Origin of the sequence: Proteus genomosp. 6, assembly GCF_040139785.1 — a bacterium.
Classification (GTDB): Bacteria; Pseudomonadota; Gammaproteobacteria; order Enterobacterales; family Enterobacteriaceae; genus Proteus.
The window spans coordinates 165684-186598 of sequence record NZ_JBEEVJ010000004.1 but is presented as its reverse complement, the minus strand read 5'-3'; the positions used below and the strand labels follow the sequence as shown (position 1 = coordinate 186598).

Genomic DNA, 20915 nt, shown 5'->3' with positions numbered 1-20915 from the left:
ATTATTATTTATTCTTTTTCGATAAAGTTTTTATTCATAAATTCTACTGTTTCAGTTAAATCAGGATTAGGTTTTGGTACTTCATTAATCCATGCATTTAATAAACTATGTGCAACAGCGAGAACAACAGGGCCAATAAATAAACCAATCATACCTAATGTTAAAATCCCACCAATAACGCCTGTGAGAATTAATACCATAGGCAAATCAGCACCCATCTTGATTAAATAAGGTCGTAATACGCCATCCATTGTTGCAACAACCCCCCCCCAAATCACCATGACAATGCCCCAAGTGGTATCACCCGTCCAAAATAGCCATAAAATTGAAGGGATCAATACTAATAAAGGACCTAATTGAGCAAGGCAGCAAATAAACATAAGGACGGTTAATACCGTAGCATAAGGTACGCCAGATACAGCAAGGCCGATACCACCAACAATAGCCTGAATTAAGGCAGTTAAAACCACACCTAATGCAACGGCGCGAATAGACATAGAAGCAAGTAAGATTGCGGCATCCCCGCGTTGGCCTGCTAAGCGAATAGCAAAATGACGCAACCAAGAAACGACATTTTCACCTTGTAAAAACAGTAAGCCAGAAAATAACAACATCACCCCCAAATGTAGGGCAAATCGACCAATATTTAAGGCTTGAGCAAAAAACCAGTTTGCAGCTTGCCCAACATAAGGTTGGATTTTTGAGATTAGCGCATTACCCCCTGAGACAAGAATAGAGTGCCATGTATCATAAAGCTTACTCCCTATCATAGGGACATCGTTAAGCCATAATAATTGCGGTGGTTGAATATTCGATGGTGATTTCGCTAATTCAATTAAGGGGGCACTATTATCAATGACGCTACTAATTAATAAGATAATAGGGATAACGAAGATCAGTAATATCAAAATCATCATTATCATGGTTGATAGCCAACGATATTTTACCCGTTTTTCAATAATAAGAAGTAAAGGCCACGTTGCTACAACAATCATTCCAGCCCAAATGAAACCCACAATAAAGGGGTTTAGGATCCAAAAACTGGCGATAATAAAAAAAGAAATAAAAAGAACAGTGAATAAAACTTTGGGTATATCTGTATGGATCTGCGGTTTTTCCATGGTTTTAAATCCCTACACGAATAAAAATGCTAGAAGCAGATGAATAAACATTGCAAATATCACGTTGTTTATATCACTACGCAATTTGCCAGAATTGTATGATAAGGTGAACAGGTATCGGTCTGAAAGTACAAAATGAGGCAAAGTACCTCTTAGCATACATTTCAACATCTAAAATTAAGCAATGTGGACTATTAGATTAAAGAGCTATAACAAATGATCCCACGTATATCGCAAGCACCGCAAGTCAGTGAACTCACAACAGAATTTCTTGATACCCTTCGAAAAAACGGTTTTACCGGTGATATCTCCAGCAGTTACGCTGACAGACTCACTATGGCAACAGATAATAGTATTTACCAGTTATTGCCACAGGCGGTTGTTTTTCCTCGCTCAACAGCCGATGTAACTATTATTGCTCGCTTAGTTGATGAACCTCGATTTCATTCTCTTTCTCTGACTCCAAGAGGAGGAGGAACAGGGACTAATGGACAGGCTTTAACAGATGGCATTGTCGTCGATTTATCTCGCTATATGAAACGTATTATCGAGATAAACCCAGAAGAACGTTGGGTAAAAGTGGAAGCTGGTGTCATTAAAGATGAATTAAACCTCTTTTTAAAACCGTATGGCTTCTTTTTTGCACCTGAGCTATCTACCAGTAACCGCGCCACATTAGGCGGAATGATCAATACCGATGCATCAGGGCAAGGTTCAATGGTTTATGGTAAAACCTCTGATCACGTTCTCGGTGTTAGAGCAGTTTTATTAGGTGGTGAACTGCTTGAAACGCGGGCTATGGATACCGCGTTAGCAGAAAATATTGCCCAAGAGAGCTCTGCAATCGGTAAAGTTTATCGTACCGTTTTATCTCGTTGCAAAGAGCAGCGAAAGCTTATTCTTGAAAAATTTCCTAAATTAAATCGCTTTTTAACTGGGTATGATTTACGTCATGTCTTTAGTGATGACATGAAACGATTTGATTTAACAAGAATTTTAACAGGCTCCGAAGGAACACTTGCGTTTATTACTGAGGCAACGCTGGATATCACGCCAATTCCTAAACAGCGCAGTCTAGTCAATGTAAAATACGATTCTTTTGACTCAGCATTACGTAATGCACCTTTCTTAGTTAAAGCGAATGCACTTTCTGTTGAAACTGTTGATTCCAAAGTCTTAAATCTTGCTCGTGAAGATATTGTGTGGCACTCCGTCAAAGAGTTGATCACTGATATACCTGATAAAGATATGCAAGGCCTTAATATTGTTGAATTTGCAGGTGATGATGAAAATCTTATCGCTTCACAAGTCGCATCATTATGCCAACGCTTAGATTTATTAATGAAAGAAGGTCAGAGTGGTGTTATCGGTTATCAAGTCTGTGAAGATCTGGCAGATATAAACCGTATTTATGCCATGCGTAAAAAAGCGGTTGGTTTATTAGGTAATGCAAAAGGGCAAGCAAAGCCAATTCCTTTTGTAGAAGATACCTGTGTGCCACCAGAGCATCTTGCTGATTATATTACAGAATTTAGAGCATTACTTGACAGCCATCAGCTCAATTATGGCATGTTTGGACATGTTGACGCAGGCGTATTGCACGTAAGACCTGCGCTTGATATGTGTGATCCACAACAAGAATTATTGATGAAATCCATCTCAGATGACATTGTCACGTTAACAGCCAAATATGGTGGGTTACTCTGGGGGGAACATGGAAAAGGCTTTAGAGCGCAATACAGCCCCGAATTTTTCGGTGAAACGCTCTATCATGAACTGCGTCAAATCAAAACGGTGTTCGATCCTCGAAATAGACTGAATCCTGGGAAAATATGCCCTCCATTAGAGGTCGATGAACCTATGAAGCAGGTTGATACTATCAAACGAGGTACTTTTGATCGCACAATTCCTTTATCTGTGCGTCAAGATTTTAAAGGTGCATTAGATTGTAATGGTAATGGACTTTGCTTTAACTTTGATGCCAAAAGCCCAATGTGTCCTTCAATGAAAATCAGTGGGCAACGCATTCATTCGCCGAAAGGACGAGCGGCACTTGTAAGAGAGTGGCTACGCTTATTAACAGAGCAAGGCGTTAGCCCAAAACAACTTGAATCTAGCCTAGAAAATAACAAACCTAGCTTAAGAGGTTTAATCGAGAAAACACGTAATACTTGGAAAGCCAAACGTGGCGAATATGACTTTTCTCATGAAGTTAAAGCTGCAATGAACGGTTGTTTGGCTTGTAAAGCTTGTTCAACGCAATGTCCGATTAAAATTGATGTACCATCGTTTCGTTCTAAGTTTACTGAACTTTATCACCAGCGTTATTTACGTCCGTTAAAAGACCATATTGTTGCTAATGTTGAATTAACAACGCCGATTATGGCAAAAGCACCGGGATTCTTTAACTTTTTTATGAAGCAACCGTTGGTGCAATCGTTAAGTAAACACGCTATTGGTATGGTCGATTTACCTTTATTGTCATCACCGACATTAAAACAGCAATTGGCTGGGCATAAAGCGTTAGATATGACGTTAGAAGACTTAGAGCGGTTATCTGAAAAGCAACGTAGTCATCATGTGCTGGTGGTTCAAGATCCTTTCACCAGTTATTACGATGCGAAAGTCGTCGCAGATTTTATCAAACTGATTGAAAAAATTGGATTTAAGCCCGTTTTATTGCCATTCTCACCTAACGGTAAAGCACAGCATATTAAAGGTTTTTTACAGCAATTTAGTAAAACGGCGCAAAAAACCTCAACCATGCTTAATCGTGTTGCAAAATTAGGTATCCCTATGGTGGGAGTCGATCCTGCATTAGTGCTTTGTTATCGTGATGAATATCGTGAAATACTGGGTGATAAACGTGGGGGTTTTAATGTTCAACTTGTTCATGAATGGCTAAGTAAATTGGTATCTGAGCCAATAGCAGTTCGCGATGATGCTGAAAAATGGTATCTTTTCGGGCACTGTACAGAAGTGACGGCGCTACCACAAAGTATGAAACAGTGGCAGGCTATTTTCCAACGTTATGGGCAGCAACTCGAATTTGTGAGCACGGGATGTTGTGGAATGGCAGGTACTTATGGACATGAACTAAATAATTATGAAAACTCGTTGGGCATTTATCAACTCTCATGGGGTAATGTATTAAAAACATTACCAACAATGCGTTGTTTAAGCACCGGTTACTCTTGTCGTAGTCAAGTGAAACGTATTGATAATATTGAGCTAAAACACCCACTACAGGCACTTTTGGAGATTATGCCATGATATGGAAACGTGAAACGACACTCGAGCATCTTAATCATATTGGGCAAAATAATATGATGAGTCATCTAGGTATTGAATTGACCTGCCTTGGTGATGATTATCTTGAAGGAACAATGCCGGTTGATCATCGTACTAAGCAGCCTTTGGGGCTTTTGCATGGTGGTGCTTCTGTTGTTTTAGCTGAAACATTGGGCTCTGTTGCGGGTTATCTTTGTACTGAAGGCGAACAGAAAATTGTGGGCTTAGAAATTAACGCTAACCACATTCGTTCTGCTAGAGACGGCAAGGTAAGAGGTGTATGCAAACCTATTCATTTAGGGCGCTCACACCAAGTCTGGTCAATAGAAATATTTGATGATGAAGGTCGTCAAGTGTGTATTTCTAGATTAACAACATCTGTTATTTCTTAACGAATAAAAAAGACATATGCACAAAGTGAAATACTCGCTTTGTGCGTTTTTTTATGTTTATAGATAATGTCAAAAAGAATAAAAATAGAGAGAAAATAGAATTATTTCTTTATTTAGATTTTATTTTTAATGATAATCATTATCTTCATAATAAAAGATAAGACGATCAATAATGTTAACTATTTCTAAATTCAACACTACAGTATTATTAATTGCAGGTTTATTAATCAGCGGATGCGATAATAATTCTACCTCTGAAACGAGTAATGATATAAGTAATATTCCAGTACAAACTATTTCTGGCTTTAATATGGCTTATCCCACTTCATTTACAATGAGCAGAGAAGATACTGAAAATTATTTTAAATCATTACCAGATAATATTCAGGACGTCACAACAGAAATGATGGTTTATAAATCAGAACCTATTTGTGATTTGACAGAAGTTCGTCTGGTTTATTTTAAAATGATTGATGCAATGAGTTACGATGTGGATGCAGGAGCACAAGGCATAGTTGATAATATTGCGATAATAGATGGTATGAATGAAACATCCACGTCGATAAAACCATTAACTATCCCAAATGTGGAAAGCCGACATGTCTTTTTTGAAGGGGAATACGCAAAAGAGAATGTGAGCTATGAAGGTGTTTTAGCGGCTGATCTTAAAACGAACCGAGTATGGCAACTACAATTGATTAGCAACTTCAATAGCCAATCGAACAAACAAAAAAACAGTCAAATCCTTGAATGTACAAACAAATATATTCAAACCATCACTATCAGTAAATAAGTTCAAAGAGCACACAATCCAATAAGAGGTCATCACATAAGTGGTGCTATCTTATCCTTCATAATAAGCATAAAAGTGAATGTGAACAGAGCTAATAGGCTGTAATGTAAAAACACATTTTTATGCTTTTTTCTCTAAATTTCAGTGATAACATATAAAGTGTATTTATATTGCAACTTATATGCGTATTGTGCGAAATATAAGAAAAATTAAAAGTTTTATTTTTTGTAATGAAAGAGCAGAAAAGTGTTATATTACATTGTGTTAACATTAATTGTTAACAAGGTAATCTCAAAAATAGAACAAAAAATACACATTTATAGAATATCCTTTCAAAAGACATGGTTGAAGTGATAAGGGTTATCATTACCATTAGTGTCAGGAAAGATATCAATCTCCTTTCGAAATGAGGTCAGAAATGACAAACAACGTTGAAACTTTTTCTCTTAATGACACAGCTTGGCAAGGCATTGTATTAACGGATAATGCAGCAAAGCATATCTGCCATTTAGTTGAGAAAAACCCAGAAAAACAAGGGCTTTCCTTAAGTATTAAACCCTCTGGTTGTACAGGGTATGGTTATGTTATTGAACTCGCTACTGCCCCAAATGATGATGATCTTGTTTATGAACATAATGGAGCAAAACTCTTTGTCTCATTAAAAGCAATGCCATTTATCGATGGGTTGGTTGTTGATTATGTTCGTGAAGGACTTAATCAAATGTTTAAATTTAATAATCCTAAAGCTCAAAACGTCTGCGGATGTGGTGAGAGCTTCGGGGTATAACATAGTGAAGTCAGATTATGTCTCAGAGCAATGTTGAAATTGGTGATGAAGTTCAGGGATGGCTAAGCGATCACCACTATAAAGAAGGTTTTTATACCGATATCTCAACCGATACCTTAGAAAAAGGATTAAACGAAGCGGTTGTACGTGCAATATCGGCAAAAAGAAACGAACCAGAGTGGATGCTGGAATTTCGTTTAGATGCTTATCGCCATTGGTTAGAAATGGAAGAGCCTCATTGGCTAAAAGCAGATTATCCATCGCTTAATTATCAAGATTATAGCTATTATTCAGCGCCATCTTGTAGTTCATGTTGCGCTAATGGCAGTTGTGCTGGTGGCTCGAATGAAGCGGTTACGAGTGATAAACAAGCCACGCAAGATTATTTAACCAAAGAAGTTGAAGATGCTTTTAACCAACTCGGTGTGCCTGTAAGAGAAGGGCAAGCCGTTGCTGTTGATGCTATTTTTGATTCTGTTTCCGTTTCAACAACATATCGTGAAGAGCTTGCCGAACATGGCATTATTTTCTGTTCATTTAGCGAAGCTATTCAAGAATATCCTGATTTAGTGCGCCAATATTTAGGCACCGTTGTATCAAGCCATGATAACTACTTTGCTGCATTAAACGCTGCGGTCGCATCTGATGGTACTTTTGTTTATATTCCAAAAGGGGTTCGTTGCCCAATGGAATTATCGACTTATTTTCGTATTAATGCGGCTCAAACAGGTCAATTTGAACGAACTATTTTGGTTGCTGATGAAGGTAGTTACGTTAGTTATATCGAAGGTTGTTCAGCACCTGTTCGTGATAGCTATCAGCTTCATGCCGCTGTGGTTGAAGTTATTATCCATAAAGATGCCGAAGTAAAATACTCTACTGTGCAAAACTGGTTCTCTGGTGGCGATAGTGAAGGCGGCATTCTTAATTTTGTGACTAAACGTGCTATTTGCGAAGGCGAAAACGCCAAAATGTCATGGACGCAATCAGAAACCGGTTCTGCGATCACATGGAAATATCCAAGTGTGATTTTAAAAGGGGATAATTCAAGCGCTGAATTTTTCTCTGTTGCCTTAACCAATGGCAATCAACAAGCAGATACGGGCACTAAGATGATCCATATCGGCAAAAATACCAAATCAACCATTATCTCTAAAGGTATTTCTGCAGGTAAAAGCCAAAACAGTTACCGTGGACTCGTAAAAGTACTCCCTAGTGCGCAAAATGCCCGTAACTTTACCCAATGTGATTCCATGTTAATTGGTACGCAGTGCGGTGCGCATACTTTCCCTTATGTTGAAGTAATGAACAACTCAGCACAGCTTGAACACGAAGCGACAACGTCACGTATTGGTGAGGATCAGTTGTTCTATTGTCGTCAGCGTGGATTAAGCGAAGATGATGCAATCTCAATGATTGTAAACGGATTTTGTAAAGATGTGTTCTCAGAATTACCGCTGGAATTTGCTGTGGAAGCACAAAAATTATTAGCTATCAGCTTAGAACATAGCGTCGGTTAACTATTAACCAAATTCTGAGTATAAAGATACCGAAGGCATATATTATGTTAGAGATTAAAAATTTACATGTCAGTGTTGAAGGCAACGAGATCCTAAAAGGATTAGATTTGCAGGTTCGTGCAGGTGAAGTTCACGCGATTATGGGGCCAAATGGCTCGGGTAAAAGTACCTTATCAGCAACACTTGCTGGTCGTGATGAATATGAAGTCGATGAAGGTTCAATCACCTTTAAAAATAAAGATTTATTGGAATTAGAACCAGAAGATCGCGCAGGTGAAGGCATCTTTATGGCATTTCAATATCCTGTTGAAATACCCGGTGTCAGCAATCAATTTTTCTTACAATCTTCTGTAAATGCAGTGAGAGAATATCGTGGTCAAGAGCCATTAGATCGCTTTGATTTTGAAGACTTTATTGAAGATAAAATTAAATTGCTAGATATGCCACAAGATTTGTTAACACGCTCAGTTAACGTGGGATTTTCTGGTGGTGAAAAAAAACGTAACGATATTTTGCAAATGGCTGCGTTAGAGCCGGAATTATGTATTTTAGATGAAACAGACTCAGGACTTGATATCGACGCATTAAAAATCGTTTCTAATGGTGTTAATAGCTTACGTGATGGTAAACGTGCTTTTATTGTTGTAACACATTACCAACGCATTCTTGACTATATTAAACCTGATTTTGTACATGTGCTTTATCAGGGAAAAATCATTAAATCTGGTGATTTTTCATTGGCGCAAAAATTGGAGGAACAAGGTTATGGCTGGCTTATTGACCCTCAATGAAAAGCGTGAAAAACAGCGCCAAGTTGAACTGCGTAATCAACAAGCATTAAAAACGTTTTCAACGTTATATCATCAACGTAAAGGTGACGAAAATCTGAATGCACGTAATCACTGGTTGCAAGTTGAAAAAATAGGCTTTCCCGCTTATCGTCATGAAGATTGGCACTATACGCCATTAGAAGAAACGTTAAGCCAAAGTTATCAACAATTGCCACCTTTTGATGTGCAAAGCTTAATAGCTAAACAAGCTTTATCTTTTGATTGCTATCGTATTGTAATGGTGAATGGCACATTCTCACCGACAGAAAGCAGTAAAGATTTTGGTCCTTATCAAGTGACGTTACTTGATAATCAAAGTGAATTACCTACAGCGGTAAATGGTGAAATTTTCCTGCATTTAGTTGAAAGCTTAGCGCCACATCCTTTGTTGATTACCCTGAAAGCGGGTGTTATTGCGGATAAACCACTTTATATCCTCAATATTACTCAAGGTGATCAAAGCGCAGAGGTAAATAGTGCAAATTATCGTTTTCACCTCGATGTTGGTGCAAATACTCAGATGCAAGTGGTAGAGCATTATATCAGCAGTGACAACGAAAACCGTCACTTTACAGGGGCAAGATTAACCGCAGCGATTGGTGATAATGCCTCTTTTAACCATATCAAATTAAGTTTTGAGAATAGCGTAAGTCAGCATTTTGCTCATAACGATCTGACAATAGGGCGTGATGCTCGTGTCAATAGTTATGCTTTCTTATTAGGCGCTAAACTTAGTCGTCATCACACGAGTTCGGCACTAAAAGGTGAAAATACAGAGCTTTCAATGAATAGCGTTGTATTACCTAAAGCAGGCGAAATAGCAGATACTCGTACATGGCTGGTTCATAGTGAGAAAAATTGCCAGAGTCGTCAACTGCATAAAAGTATTGCGATGGATGCAGGGAAAGCTGTATTTAACGGTATGATCACGGTGACACCTCAAGCCTTAAAAACAGATGGTCAAATGACTAATAATAATCTGTTGCTGGGTGAGAAAGCGCAAATCGATACTAAACCACAGCTTGAAATCTATGCTGATGATGTGAAATGTAGTCATGGAGCCACTGTGGGGCGAATTGATGATGAGCAACTATTTTATTTGCGTTCACGCGGTATTTCTTTAAGTAACGCCCGTAAAATGATCATCCATGCATTTGCGGCTGAATTAACTGAATCGCTAGAAAATAGTGTGATCAAGGCGCATGTATTAGACAGAATTAATCAGCGCTTATTAGAGGTATAAAATAGGGCATTATGACGCATTCCATTGAAAAAGCGCGAGATGATTTTCCAATTCTTTCACAGCAAGTGAAAGAAAAACCACTGGTTTATCTCGACAGTGCCGCAAGTGCTCAAAAACCGGCTTGCGTCATTGAACATGAAAAACAATTTGCCTTAACACAATATGCCGCGGTTCACCGCGGCATTCATACCTTGAGTGCAAATGCGACAACCTTAGTTGAAAATGTCCGTAAAAAAGCCAGTGATTTTTTAGGTGCCAATAGCGAAGACGAGATTATTTTTGTTAAAGGAACAACCGAAGGCATCAACTTAATTGCGAATGTTTATAGCCAACGATTTTTGAATGATGGTGACAATATCATCATCACAGAAATGGAACATCATGCAAATATTGTTCCTTGGTATATGTTGGCAAAACAGTATGGTTTTAATGTTCGTGTGTTACCGCTATTACAAGACGGCACGCTCGATTTAGCTCAATTACCTCGCTTAATCGACGAACGAACTAAATTATTCAGCCTTACGCACCAATCAAATGTATTGGGCACAGTGAATCCTATCGCTCAAATTATTCGTGATGCTCGCCAATATGCTATTGATCAAGGAGGGGAGCTACATATATTGGTTGATGGGGCGCAAAGTGCTATGCATCAATCGATTAATGTTTCACAACTTGATTGTGACTTTTTTGTTTGTAGCGGCCATAAACTTTATGGGCCTACTGGCATTGGTTTGCTGTATGGTAAAAAAGCAATACTGGATGAATTACCGCCTTGGGAAGGCGGTGGCGCAATGATAAAACATGTTCATATTAATGGTGATATTACCTACGCAGATGCACCTTGGCGCTTTGAAGCGGGAACACCTAATATAATGGGAATGATTGGCTTAGGTGCTGCATTAGATTATCTTTCACAGTTAGGTATGAATAATATTGCTGAGTATGAAAATAGTATAATGAAGTATGCCCAAGAGCAGTTGCAAAAAGTAAAATCTTTAACGCTTTATGGCAATGATTCTCGACAAGGTGTGATAGCGTTTAATTTAGGTAAACACCATGCTTATGATGTTGGGGCATTTCTTGATAATTATGGTATTGCGATTCGTACAGGGCATCATTGTGCAATGCCAATTATGGATTATTACCAAGTTCCTGCAATGTGTCGTGCATCTCTTGGTTTATATACCGATAAAAATGATATCGATGCGTTGGTTAATGCGTTATTACGTGTTGAAATGTTATTAGGTTAAAGATTAAAAAAGAGGTTATTCATGGCAGTGGCCAATTTGCCAGATGAAGCAAAATTATTACGCAACTTCTCTCGTTGTCAGGATTGGGAACAACGTTATCTCTATATGATGGAGTTAGGCGAGCGCCTTCCACCATTAACAGATGAACAACGCACTTCAGCTAATTTTATTGAGGGTTGCCAAAGTCAAGTGTGGATCGCTGTTGCTCTTAATGAGAATAAGCAACTGATTCTCGCGGGTGATAGCGATGCAGGCATTGTCAAAGGGCTTGTTGCCTTGGTAATTATCTTATTTCAGGGGAAGACGCTCGAACAAGCATTATCCACAGATGTAAAACAGTATTTTTCATCACTAGCGCTAGAAAGCCACTTAACACCTTCTCGAACTCAAGGCTTACATGCGATGGTCACGACACTGATTAAGCGTTTTTCAGAATACGCTGTAGCATAAATGTTACCTAATCCCACATTAATGTTCTAAACTGACTTATTATATGAATAGCATAACAATGATAATGTTATCATCATAATAGTCAGTTTATTTTATTTCTAACACACGGGATAAACGATGAATAAATGGTTAACCCTATTGGGAGTATCGCTGTTAGGGATGAACAGCCACTTATCTTATGCGACAGAATACCTGTTACCCACTGATGGTCAGCGTATTATCGGCGAGAATGTTTCGTATATCGTGCCAGATGATAAGCGTTCACTAGAAGCTATTGCGTCTGAATATCAAGTGGGATTGCTTAATATGATGGAAGCAAATCCTGGTATTGATCCGCTTTTACCTGATGCAGGTAAAACATTAAATATTCCATTGCAGATGATTTTGCCTGATACGGTACATAAAGGTATTGTCATCAATCTTGCCGAATTACGTCTTTATTATTACCCGAAAGAGGGTGGCACCGTTGATGTTTATCCTATCGGCATTGGTCAATTAGGACGAGAAACGCCTGAAATGGTGACGTCTATTTCTCAGTTGATTAAAGATCCTACATGGACTCCAACGGCCAATATTCGTAAAAACTATGCAGCAAAAGGGATCTCGCTCCCTGCGGTCGTTCCTGCTGGCCCTGAAAATCCAATGGGAGCTTATGCATTAAGATTAGCTCATAGTCGTGGCGAATATTTAATTCACGGTACAAATGCAGATTTTGGTATTGGATTAAGAGTGAGCTCAGGTTGTATTCGTTTAAGACCAAATGATATTGAAACCTTGTTTAATGTGGTTCCTAAAGGCAGTCGTGTTCAAATTATCAATAAACCGATTAAATTTACTGAAACTGCTGATGGCAGACAGTTTATTGAAGTCCATCAGCCATTATCACGTAATGAAAATGATGATCCACAAACCATGCCTCTTACATTCACGAAACAATTCAATACTTGGTATGAAAGTGGCAAAGTCGATAAAAATAAAGTCGATGCAGAGCTTATTCGACGTTCAGGTATTCCTGTAGAGGTTACAGCCTACTAAGATTGGATGATATTGTAAAAAAACAGATGCTTTAAGCATCTGTTTTTTTACAATAATAATTTATATAAAACAGTTTAATCTAATAAAGGTATATTTTTAACATTAAATTGACGTTTTATTCTTTAATATAAGTAACTTCTTTTTGTAAAATAAGTGAGTTATAGATATGGAAATTAATTCAATAAATGTTACTCGTGGTATTTATGAACGTATTACTTCCAGTATTGAAAATAAATTTAGTCAATTGGCAAATATAGTCGTTTCAATAAAAAATAGTGCAGAAACTCTTTTTGTTGGAAGTGAAGCGAAAAGACAACAGAATATTAATAAAACATGCGGTGAGTTTATTCAGCGGATCTCAACAAAAACAAAAAAGGATGAATATGAAAAATTAGACGCAAAAAAATTGAATGATAGTGGATGTATTAGTACTAAGCTAACCCATAAAACATTGACTAATGATGTGACTAAATTATTCTCTTCCATCAAAAATGAACTATTAAATCAAACAAAAAAATCTTTATCAGCCAATGAAGGTCACTCCGATAAATCAGTCAATATAATGCTGGCGACACTGTATCAGGTTTATCAACAGGCGAATGAACATTTTCAGAAGAATATTAATCCTGGTCATAACGACTTATTAAAATCACAGATATTTGAATTAATTAATAATAATTTTACTATTAAAAGTGATTGCGAAACTACTCAAAACGATAACATTATTGCATTACTTAAAAATATAAATGAAAAATATCAAGGAGAGATTGAACTATTAAAAAGAAATGTGGCCGATAAAATTAATCATAAATTAGAGAAAAATAGGATAATACAGCAGAATTTAGAGGAGCTTAATTTATAGTTTATTTTTTGAAAAAATAAAGCCCCAATCATTGTAGATTGGGGCTTTGCTATTTGCTATTAGTACTGTTCTAAAGCTGTTTTCAGCCTATCAGTGAGTCAAATTACTTTTTATAAGTAGTGACTTGGTTATCTAAACGCTGATTTGCGCGAGCTGCTTCGTCGTAAGCTGATTTAGCTTCAGCGCGAGCAGATTGTACATCACCACTTAGTTGCTGAACTTGAGTATTCAGACGGCTTACATCAGAAGAGATTTGATCCAATTGTGCATTATTACTAGAAGAACAACCCGCTAATAAGCCTGAAGCCAGAATCACTGCACCTAGTACAAGTTTCGCTTTCATAGTTACAACCTCTATTATTAGTTTGTGTAAAGGAACAAGTAGCATTTATATGAAACCATTAATAAGTATGGCACATATATAGGAAAATGCTGGATTTATTTATCACATTCTACTGAACCATTAGTTGAACAATAGAAAAAATAACACCTAAAACGCAAATATTCAGTACAAAAAATGCGTGTTATTTCACAAAAGATTTTTATTCATAAAAGTCTGATAGAAAAACATTTTATCTACATTGTTCTATTGTTACTTATATTTATAGCTATAAAGCACCACCTAAATTTACTTTTATGAAAATGGGTTCTACTTCATTTCTAAACGATTCAAGTGTAAATTTTTGGAAGTTGAGATCGTTGTATCCCCTAAAGAAAAGTATTCCGCGTTCTAAATCCGTTAGTGTTGTCCATACTGAAAATTCACTAGTATGAAGTGCTTTTAACGTATCGTGACCTAATAGGGGATCAATAGTGGCGTTTTTAGGTCGATCGAATCTATTCATAATATGTGCTAATTCAACTAACTGTGTATCTGGATCAGACACTTTGTGATAGTAGGTTGTGTAGTAAACAGCACGAATAAATCTATCTACAGAAGTATCAGAATTGGGCAACGAGGCTAAAGCAATTCCACTGTCAGGTTGTTTTATTTTTATATTTCCTAATGTGCTGGTGGAAATATTAACATTCGAAAGATGGGTGTAATTATTTAAATTGGTTAAATGCCATGGAAATAACGGACCATTGGTCATGCAATAAGTAGGATTATCATAAATATGTAATTTTCCATCAGAAACTTCAATAACAATACAAGCTCCTGTTTTGTCATAAAATGCATAATGGAAAGGGCTGGGTAAGTTACGTAAAAGGAGTAGTTTTTGTGACCAAAATACCGTTTTAGGGATCGCGAGTTTTAATTCTTCAACGGTTTTATATTGTGCTAACGCCCATTCACCAATTGCCGCGATAGGCACTGACGTTGCGTAATCTTGTGGGCTAATATCATCGAGATTTGAATCGGGTAGCATATTTAAGCTAAAAGAGAGTCCCTGAGAATTAACACCTTCAAGTACGTCTTTTGTGCCTTCTAAATTGATTGGCGCAACGATCGCCATAAAAGGATATTTGACAGTATATTTTAATCCTAGGGTGCCATCAGGGGCTTTTTGCTGGAAAGTATGTTCTTTAGGATAATATGCAAATATTGAAGCAGGCTTGTCTACTGAAAATTCCATTGTTCTACCATGATAAATACGATTTTTCTTATCTTTAATTGCGAGGGTAGTACAAGCGAATACTCTACTATCAATGTTATTTTCTGGCATAGTTTATTCCTAATAGAATTAATTCAGTATTTGTAATACATAGTATTGGATACAACCATTTACATAAGATATTTTTTATATTTGTTTAATATAGCGTTACTTTTGTATTAGACCAAACATAAATCTCATAGGGTAAAAAAATATTAATAAGTACTAGATGAGGCCATTTTACTCAGTAAAATGGCGCTTGTTTTTTTATAATGTTAATGTTGTTTTTATGATAATGAAATGTTTTTATGATAGGTGTTTACACTTATAATTTTTATTATTTCAATGTATTACATTGAAGTTTGATTTTTTTTCAAAACAAAATCTCGCGTTAATTGTAAAGTTCAAAAATTAAATTTGAATTTAATTTCTCACTTTTTATATTGTTGACTATCTTTAATAAATAAGCATTAAGCTTATTCCATGTCTTATAATATTTATTATTGTAGGGTAATAATATGAAAAACAAATCATCAAATTATAATGACCTAGATGATGTATATGCATCTCTCGATCTCTCTCAATCCTTACCTAAAACAAAAATTCCACAGAAAGAAAATAATCCACGTAATGTTTTTGATGCTGTTCGTGATGAATTAATGTTAGATGGAAACTCAAGACAAAATTTAGCGACATTTTGTCAAACTTGGGTTGATGATGAAATACGCGATTTAATGGATCTTTCTATCGATAAGAACATGATAGATAAAGATGAATATCCGCAAACAGCTGAAATTGAAAATCGTTGTGTTCATATGTTGGCTGATTTGTGGGGTTCGCCTGATGCATTAAATACATTAGGTTGTTCTACTATCGGTTCATCCGAAGCCGCAATGTTAGGCGGGTTAGCATTAAAATGGCAATGGCGTAAAAAACGTATTGCACAGGGAAAACCGACTGATAAACCAAACTTGATTTGTGGTCCTGTTCAAATCTGTTGGCATAAATTCGCTCGTTATTTTGATGTGGAATTAAGAGAGATCCCTTTAGAAGGTGATCGTTTAATGATGAGCCCAGAAGAAGTCATTAAACGTGTGGATGAAAATACCATTGGGGTTGTTCCAACATTAGGCGTCACTTTTACCTGTACTTATGAGCCTGTTAAAGCGGTTCATGACGCATTAGATAAACTTCAAAAAGAAACGGGATTAGATATTCCAATTCACGTTGATGGTGCAAGTGGGGGCTTTTTAGCACCATTTTGCGCACCTGATATTGAATGGGATTTCCGTTTACCACGAGTAAAATCTATTAATGCCTCGGGGCATAAATTTGGTTTAGCACCATTAGGTGCGGGTTGGGTTATTTGGCGTGAAGCAAAAGATCTTCCTGAAGAGCTTATTTTTAATGTGAACTATTTAGGCGGCAATATGCCTACTTTTGCGCTGAATTTCTCACGCCCTGGTGGTCAAATTATCGCTCAATATTATAACTTCTTACGCTTAGGCCGAGAAGGATATGCAAAAATTCATAATGCTTGCTACTCAACAGCACAATATTTAGCAAGGGAAATTGAAAAGTTAGGCCCTTTTGAAATGATATTTAGTGGTGACTGTAAAGAAGGTATCCCCGCATTAGCATGGAAACTAAAAAAAGGGGCTAAAGTCACTTACTCTTTATACGATGTTGCAGATAAATTACGTAGTCGTGGTTGGCAGGTTCCCGCTTACTCTATGCCAGCTAATCGGGAGGATTTAGTGATCCAGCGTATTTTAGTTCGTCATGGTGTAAGTCTAGATCTTGCTTCATTATTAGTTGATGATTTCAAACGTACGCTAGAATATTTTGATAAGCACCCTGTCTGCAATCCTCTATCAGCAGAAGATGGTAGAGGTTTTAACCATAGCTAAATTCTGTTCGTTTTGAGGTTGAGGATCTTTATCTATTCTCAACCTCTTTCTAGATAATAACTCGACCGTAATTATTTTTCTGAATAAAGTTCAGGAGGATTGTATGACTACATCATCAACAAATTCAGCACCAAAACAACTTACATTAGTCGGTTTTTTTGCTATTACCGCTTCGATGGTGATGGCGGTATATGAATATCCGACGTTTGCCACATCTGGTTTTAGCCTTGTTTTCTTCTTACTTTTAGGTGGATTATTGTGGTTTATTCCTGTTGCATTATGTGCAGCTGAAATGGCTACCGTAGAAGGCTGGCAAGAAGGGGGAATATTTGCTTGGGTATCGAATACATTAGGAGAACGCTGGGGGTTTGCCGCCATCTCTTTTGGTTATCTACAAATTGCTATTGGTTTTATTCCTATGCTTTACTTCGTCTTAGGCGCGCTTTCTTATATTCTCAATTGGCCTGAGTTAAATACCGATCCAGTAATTAAAACAGTCGCAGCTTTAATTATTCTTTGGGTATTAGCATTTACGCAATTTGGCGGTACAAAATATACGGCATCTATTGCCAAACTTGGTTTTTTTGCAGGTATTTTATTACCGGCTTTAATTTTAATTATTTTAGCTGTTAGCTATTTAATGAGTGGTGCACCATTAGCGATTGAAATAAGCGCAAAAACCTTTTTCCCTGACTTTACCCAAATTGGGACATTAGTGGTTTTTGTTGCATTCATTTTAAGTTATATGGGCGTAGAAGCTTCAGCAACTCATGTTAATGAGATGAAAAACCCTGGACGAGATTACCCCATCGCCATGTTTTTACTCATGATAGTGGCAATTTGTTTAAGCTCTATTGGGGGATTATCTGTTGCAGCAGTGATACCTAATAATGAAATTAATTTATCAGCAGGCGTGGTACAAACGTTCAGTGTTTTAGTCTCCCATTTCAGTAGTACACTTGATTGGACGGTTAGGATTATTGCTACGTTATTATTGCTAGGAGTTTTAGCCGAGATAGCTTCTTGGATTGTAGGACCTTCTCGTGGCATGTATGTTGCCGCTGAAAAAGGAATTTTACCGAAAGCGTTGGCGAAGGTGAATAAAAACGGAGTACCTGTTGCTTTAGTGATTTCTCAATTATTGATAACAAGTATTGCGATCATTATTCTGACTAACACTGGTGGTGGCGGTAATATGTCATTCTTGATTGCTTTAGCCTTAACGGTCGTTATTTATCTTTGTAGTTATTTCATGCTTTTCTTAGGGTATATGCAACTTACTTGTAAGCAAGTAGATAAAAAACGTGCATTTAGTATTCCTGGTGGTAAAAATGTTAAACTTATTGTTGCAATGGCTGGTTTATTACTCTCTATTATTGCGTTTGTGGTTTCTTTTTTCCCACCAAGCTCTTTGCCAAACGCAAGTAGTGATAAAACGTATGTGACCTTACTGATAGTCGGCTTCTTTGTTATCTTTGCTTTACCCTTTATTGTTTACGTGTGTCGTTCTAAACAAGGTAAAACACTCAGCAACGTCTCCTTAATTCACATTAAAAGCCATAATGCGCCAGCAGGGCACTTTTTTATTCATCCTCGTGCTCGTGCAACACATTATCTGTTATTAGAAAATAAAGAAGAGACAAATAAGAATAACGTGTAATAAAAAGACGAACAGGTAAAGGAAATTGTCACTAATAAATAAAGCATTAAAAAAACACCACTTCAAATATTGAAGTGGTGTTTTAAATTGTAAAGCGACTAAATGAATAAAGAATTACAGAACGTGAACAGATGAAGTATTTGTTGTACCGCTATCAACTAATGCGCCAGTTACCATAACAACACGGTCACCTGAGTGAGCTAAACCACTTGCTAATGCCGCTTCTTTACCAATACGGTAGAAGTCATCAGTAGAAGAGATTTCGTTAACTAATTGTGTTGTTACACCTTTAACTAACAGTAACTGACGAGCTGTTTCTTCGTTGTTTGTTAATGCTAAGATTGGTGCAGTTGGGAAGTATTTACGGATAGAACGAGCTGATTTACCACCGAAAGTTGCAACAACAATCAGAGGTGCATCTAAGTTTTCAGCCATTTCTACCGCACCGCGACAAACTGCTTCAGTTACGCGTAATTTCGCAGCTGTTTGTTTGTAATCAAGGCGAGATTGCATGATACGGTCTGTACGCTCACAGATAGTTGCCATGATAGTCACAGCTTCTACTGGGTATTTACCTTTAGCACTTTCACCTGACAACATAACCGCATCAGTACCATCTAAGATAGCATTCGCAACGTCACCCGCTTCAGCACGAGTAGGGCGTGGGTTTTTGATCATTGAATCTAACATTTGCGTTGCAGTGATAACCACTTTACGCGCAGCGTTACATTTTTCGATCATCATTTTTTGTGCAAAGATAACTTCTTCAACTGGGATTTCAACACCTAAGTCACCACGAGCAACCATGATGCCGTCAGAGGCTTCTAAGATCTCATCAAAATTGTTTAAACCTTCTTGGTTTTCAATTTTTGAGATGATCATAATGTTTTCGCCACCGTGTGCATTTAAGTGAGCACGCATTTCTTCAACGTCAGAACGTTTACGAATAAATGATGCAGCAACGAAATCAACGCCTTGCTCACAACCAAAGATAAGATCTTGTTTATCTTTTTCAGCTAATGCAGGTAAACCGATAGAAACGCCAGGTAAGTTAACACCTTTGTTTTCACCTAAGTCACCGTTGTTTAAAACTTCACAAACAACTTCTGTATCAGTTACAGCCGTTACTTTCATGCCGATAAGACCATCATCAACTAAAACGGTGTTACCAACAGTTAAGTCTTTAGCGAAACCTTCGTAAGTCACAGCAACGCGGTCTTTGTTACCCACAACAGTTTTGTCTGTGGTGAAAGTGAAAGTTTGACCTGCAACTAAAGTAACATCATTACCACCTTCTAATTTGATGGTACGGATTTCTGGGCCTTTAGTATCTAATAAGATAGCGGCCTTTTTGCCTGTTTTAGCGCAAACGTTACGCAGGTTTTTGATACGGTTGCCATGCTCTTCATAGTCACCGTGAGAGAAGTTTAGACGCATAACGTTCATGCCTGCGTCTAGTAATTGATTCAGTTTTTCTTCAGATTCGGTTTTTGGCCCGATGGTGCAAACAATTTTTGTCTTTTTCATGGCAGTCTATTTAATGGTTGTATTGTAATGGATGAATAAGGATTAATGTCGCCGTTTTCTATTAACTGTATCAACGGTGCAAAACAGGATGTACAAACTCACCTCTAATGGATAAGTTGCGCAACATGTTAATGGTTCAGCAACATCATAAAAATCTTGTCACTATTTTGTTTCAAGGGTTGGTAGACATCTTACATTATAGTCTATCACGATTCATTTGTTCTGTTTTCTAAAGATGCCCGTAAATCAATACGCTGAAACCTTTCAACAAAATTATGTTTCGTATTATAGAGGTTAATTTCTATGAAGAAAATCGAAAAAAGGTAAATTTAAGTGATGTGATCAAAATACAGCGCTGACTGCTTGTTTTTTAAACAATTTGTTGCGCAATAAAATATTGCAAGCTAGATTAATTATTTTGTAGGGTAGGTAAGATGAACAACAATAAGAAAATATAGAGAAAGAGAAATGGTGCGTCCAAGTGGACTCGAACCACCGACCCCCACCATGTCAAGGTGGTGCTCTAACCAACTGAGCTATGGACGCACTGTATTGAGATGTTGCCGAAAAATAAATGGTGCGTCCAAGTGGACTCGAACCACCGACCCCCACCATGTCAAGGTGGTGCTCTAACCAACTGAGCTATGGA

17 protein-coding genes and 1 tRNA gene are annotated in these 20915 nt (G+C 37.3%); 13 read left to right on the top strand and 5 right to left on the bottom strand.

From position 1 onward, the window contains the following. Nucleotides 1–8: 8 nt before the first annotated feature. Nucleotides 9–1121 (bottom strand): AI-2E family transporter YdiK, encoded by a 1113-nt coding sequence (gene ydiK / locus ABN212_RS06845; protein WP_198619612.1) that lies wholly within the window; start codon nt 1119–1121, stop codon nt 9–11. Between the two features lie 216 nt (nt 1122–1337). On the opposite strand from ydiK, the gene ydiJ reads away from it, so the two are divergent. The 11 genes from ydiJ (at nt 1338) to ABN212_RS06790 (ending at nt 13574) form a co-directional block, all read left to right on the top strand. Next, entirely contained in the window at nt 1338–4394 is a 3057-nt protein-coding gene (ydiJ, locus tag ABN212_RS06840) for a D-2-hydroxyglutarate dehydrogenase YdiJ (protein ID WP_349443025.1), read from the top strand. Further along, nucleotides 4391–4804 (top strand): 1,4-dihydroxy-2-naphthoyl-CoA hydrolase, encoded by a 414-nt coding sequence (gene menI / locus ABN212_RS06835; protein WP_109372431.1) that lies wholly within the window; start codon nt 4391–4393, stop codon nt 4802–4804. Before ydiJ ends, menI begins: the two co-directional genes overlap by 4 nt. A gap of 172 nt (nt 4805–4976) precedes the next feature. After that, complete coding sequence (locus ABN212_RS06830) at nt 4977–5597, top strand: hypothetical protein (RefSeq protein WP_198619610.1); 621 nt, start codon at nt 4977–4979, stop codon at nt 5595–5597. A gap of 418 nt (nt 5598–6015) precedes the next feature. Then, nucleotides 6016–6384: a Fe-S cluster assembly scaffold SufA gene (gene sufA / locus ABN212_RS06825; RefSeq protein WP_036913225.1), complete on the top strand. Its 369-nt coding sequence runs from the start codon at nt 6016–6018 to the stop codon at nt 6382–6384. A gap of 17 nt (nt 6385–6401) precedes the next feature. After that, the gene (sufB, locus tag ABN212_RS06820) at nt 6402–7904 is read left to right on the top strand and encodes a Fe-S cluster assembly protein SufB (protein WP_349443024.1); all 1503 of its coding nucleotides are present in this window, start codon (nt 6402–6404) and stop codon (nt 7902–7904) included. Nucleotides 7905–7948: 44 nt separating this feature from the next. Beyond that, nucleotides 7949–8695, top strand: coding sequence for a Fe-S cluster assembly ATPase SufC (gene sufC / locus ABN212_RS06815; protein ID WP_023582353.1), 747 nt, complete (start codon nt 7949–7951; stop codon nt 8693–8695). Continuing rightward, complete coding sequence (gene sufD / locus ABN212_RS06810) at nt 8670–9977, top strand: Fe-S cluster assembly protein SufD (protein WP_198619608.1); 1308 nt, start codon at nt 8670–8672, stop codon at nt 9975–9977. Before sufC ends, sufD begins: the two co-directional genes overlap by 26 nt. 11 nt (nt 9978–9988) lie before the next feature. Further along, complete coding sequence (sufS, locus tag ABN212_RS06805; RefSeq protein ID WP_198625572.1) at nt 9989–11227, top strand: cysteine desulfurase SufS; 1239 nt, start codon at nt 9989–9991, stop codon at nt 11225–11227. A 21-nt stretch (nt 11228–11248) separates the two neighbouring features. Continuing rightward, complete coding sequence (sufE, locus tag ABN212_RS06800; RefSeq protein ID WP_198619606.1) at nt 11249–11677, top strand: cysteine desulfuration protein SufE; 429 nt, start codon at nt 11249–11251, stop codon at nt 11675–11677. Nucleotides 11678–11794: 117 nt separating this feature from the next. Then, nucleotides 11795–12712 (top strand): L,D-transpeptidase family protein, encoded by a 918-nt coding sequence (locus tag ABN212_RS06795; protein ID WP_198629821.1) that lies wholly within the window; start codon nt 11795–11797, stop codon nt 12710–12712. A gap of 166 nt (nt 12713–12878) precedes the next feature. Continuing rightward, on the top strand, nt 12879–13574 hold the full coding sequence (locus ABN212_RS06790; RefSeq protein ID WP_349443023.1) for a hypothetical protein: 696 nt from the start codon (nt 12879–12881) through the stop codon (nt 13572–13574). A 103-nt stretch (nt 13575–13677) separates the two neighbouring features. Here ABN212_RS06790 and ABN212_RS06785 read toward each other — a convergent pair whose 3' ends face one another. Both ABN212_RS06785 and ABN212_RS06780 read right to left on the bottom strand, forming a co-directional pair. Further along, nucleotides 13678–13917 carry an Lpp/OprI family alanine-zipper lipoprotein gene (locus ABN212_RS06785; RefSeq protein WP_036913221.1) on the bottom strand — a complete coding sequence of 80 codons (240 nt, stop codon included), beginning with the start codon at nt 13915–13917 and terminating at the stop codon, nt 13678–13680. A 265-nt stretch (nt 13918–14182) separates the two neighbouring features. Then, entirely contained in the window at nt 14183–15241 is a 1059-nt protein-coding gene (locus tag ABN212_RS06780) for a linear amide C-N hydrolase (protein WP_198619603.1), read from the bottom strand. A gap of 446 nt (nt 15242–15687) precedes the next feature. Here ABN212_RS06780 and ABN212_RS06775 point away from each other — a divergent pair, with 446 nt between their 5' ends. Together ABN212_RS06775 and gadC are read left to right on the top strand one after the other, a co-directional pair. Further along, on the top strand, nt 15688–17079 hold the full coding sequence (locus tag ABN212_RS06775; RefSeq protein ID WP_198619602.1) for a glutamate decarboxylase: 1392 nt from the start codon (nt 15688–15690) through the stop codon (nt 17077–17079). Between the two features lie 103 nt (nt 17080–17182). Continuing rightward, complete coding sequence (gene gadC / locus ABN212_RS06770) at nt 17183–18739, top strand: glutamate:gamma-aminobutyrate antiporter (RefSeq protein WP_198625575.1); 1557 nt, start codon at nt 17183–17185, stop codon at nt 18737–18739. A gap of 114 nt (nt 18740–18853) precedes the next feature. Here gadC and pykF read toward each other — a convergent pair whose 3' ends face one another. Continuing rightward, the gene (gene pykF / locus ABN212_RS06765; protein WP_109372420.1) at nt 18854–20266 is read right to left on the bottom strand and encodes a pyruvate kinase PykF; all 1413 of its coding nucleotides are present in this window, start codon (nt 20264–20266) and stop codon (nt 18854–18856) included. Between the two features lie 469 nt (nt 20267–20735). Next, a tRNA-Val gene (locus ABN212_RS06760) sits at nt 20736–20812 on the bottom strand. Between the last annotated feature and the right edge of the window lie 103 nt (nt 20813–20915).

Bases quoted from the DNA above. Each gene is read 5' to 3' on its own strand.
- ydiK (WP_198619612.1), bottom strand. From the start codon at position 1,121: ATGGAAAAACCGCAGATCCATACAGATATACCCAAAGTTTTATTCACT.
- ydiJ (WP_349443025.1), top strand. From the start codon at position 1,338: ATGATCCCACGTATATCGCAAGCACCGCAAGTCAGTGAACTCACAACA.
- menI (WP_109372431.1), top strand. From the start codon at position 4,391: ATGATATGGAAACGTGAAACGACACTCGAGCATCTTAATCATATTGGG.
- ABN212_RS06830 (WP_198619610.1), top strand. From the start codon at position 4,977: ATGTTAACTATTTCTAAATTCAACACTACAGTATTATTAATTGCAGGT.
- sufA (WP_036913225.1), top strand. From the start codon at position 6,016: ATGACAAACAACGTTGAAACTTTTTCTCTTAATGACACAGCTTGGCAA.
- sufB (WP_349443024.1), top strand. From the start codon at position 6,402: ATGTCTCAGAGCAATGTTGAAATTGGTGATGAAGTTCAGGGATGGCTA.
- sufC (WP_023582353.1), top strand. From the start codon at position 7,949: ATGTTAGAGATTAAAAATTTACATGTCAGTGTTGAAGGCAACGAGATC.
- sufD (WP_198619608.1), top strand. From the start codon at position 8,670: ATGGCTGGCTTATTGACCCTCAATGAAAAGCGTGAAAAACAGCGCCAA.
- sufS (WP_198625572.1), top strand. From the start codon at position 9,989: ATGACGCATTCCATTGAAAAAGCGCGAGATGATTTTCCAATTCTTTCA.
- sufE (WP_198619606.1), top strand. From the start codon at position 11,249: ATGGCAGTGGCCAATTTGCCAGATGAAGCAAAATTATTACGCAACTTC.
- ABN212_RS06795 (WP_198629821.1), top strand. From the start codon at position 11,795: ATGAATAAATGGTTAACCCTATTGGGAGTATCGCTGTTAGGGATGAAC.
- ABN212_RS06790 (WP_349443023.1), top strand. From the start codon at position 12,879: ATGGAAATTAATTCAATAAATGTTACTCGTGGTATTTATGAACGTATT.
- ABN212_RS06785 (WP_036913221.1), bottom strand. From the start codon at position 13,917: ATGAAAGCGAAACTTGTACTAGGTGCAGTGATTCTGGCTTCAGGCTTA.
- ABN212_RS06780 (WP_198619603.1), bottom strand. From the start codon at position 15,241: ATGCCAGAAAATAACATTGATAGTAGAGTATTCGCTTGTACTACCCTC.
- ABN212_RS06775 (WP_198619602.1), top strand. From the start codon at position 15,688: ATGAAAAACAAATCATCAAATTATAATGACCTAGATGATGTATATGCA.
- gadC (WP_198625575.1), top strand. From the start codon at position 17,183: ATGACTACATCATCAACAAATTCAGCACCAAAACAACTTACATTAGTC.
- pykF (WP_109372420.1), bottom strand. From the start codon at position 20,266: ATGAAAAAGACAAAAATTGTTTGCACCATCGGGCCAAAAACCGAATCT.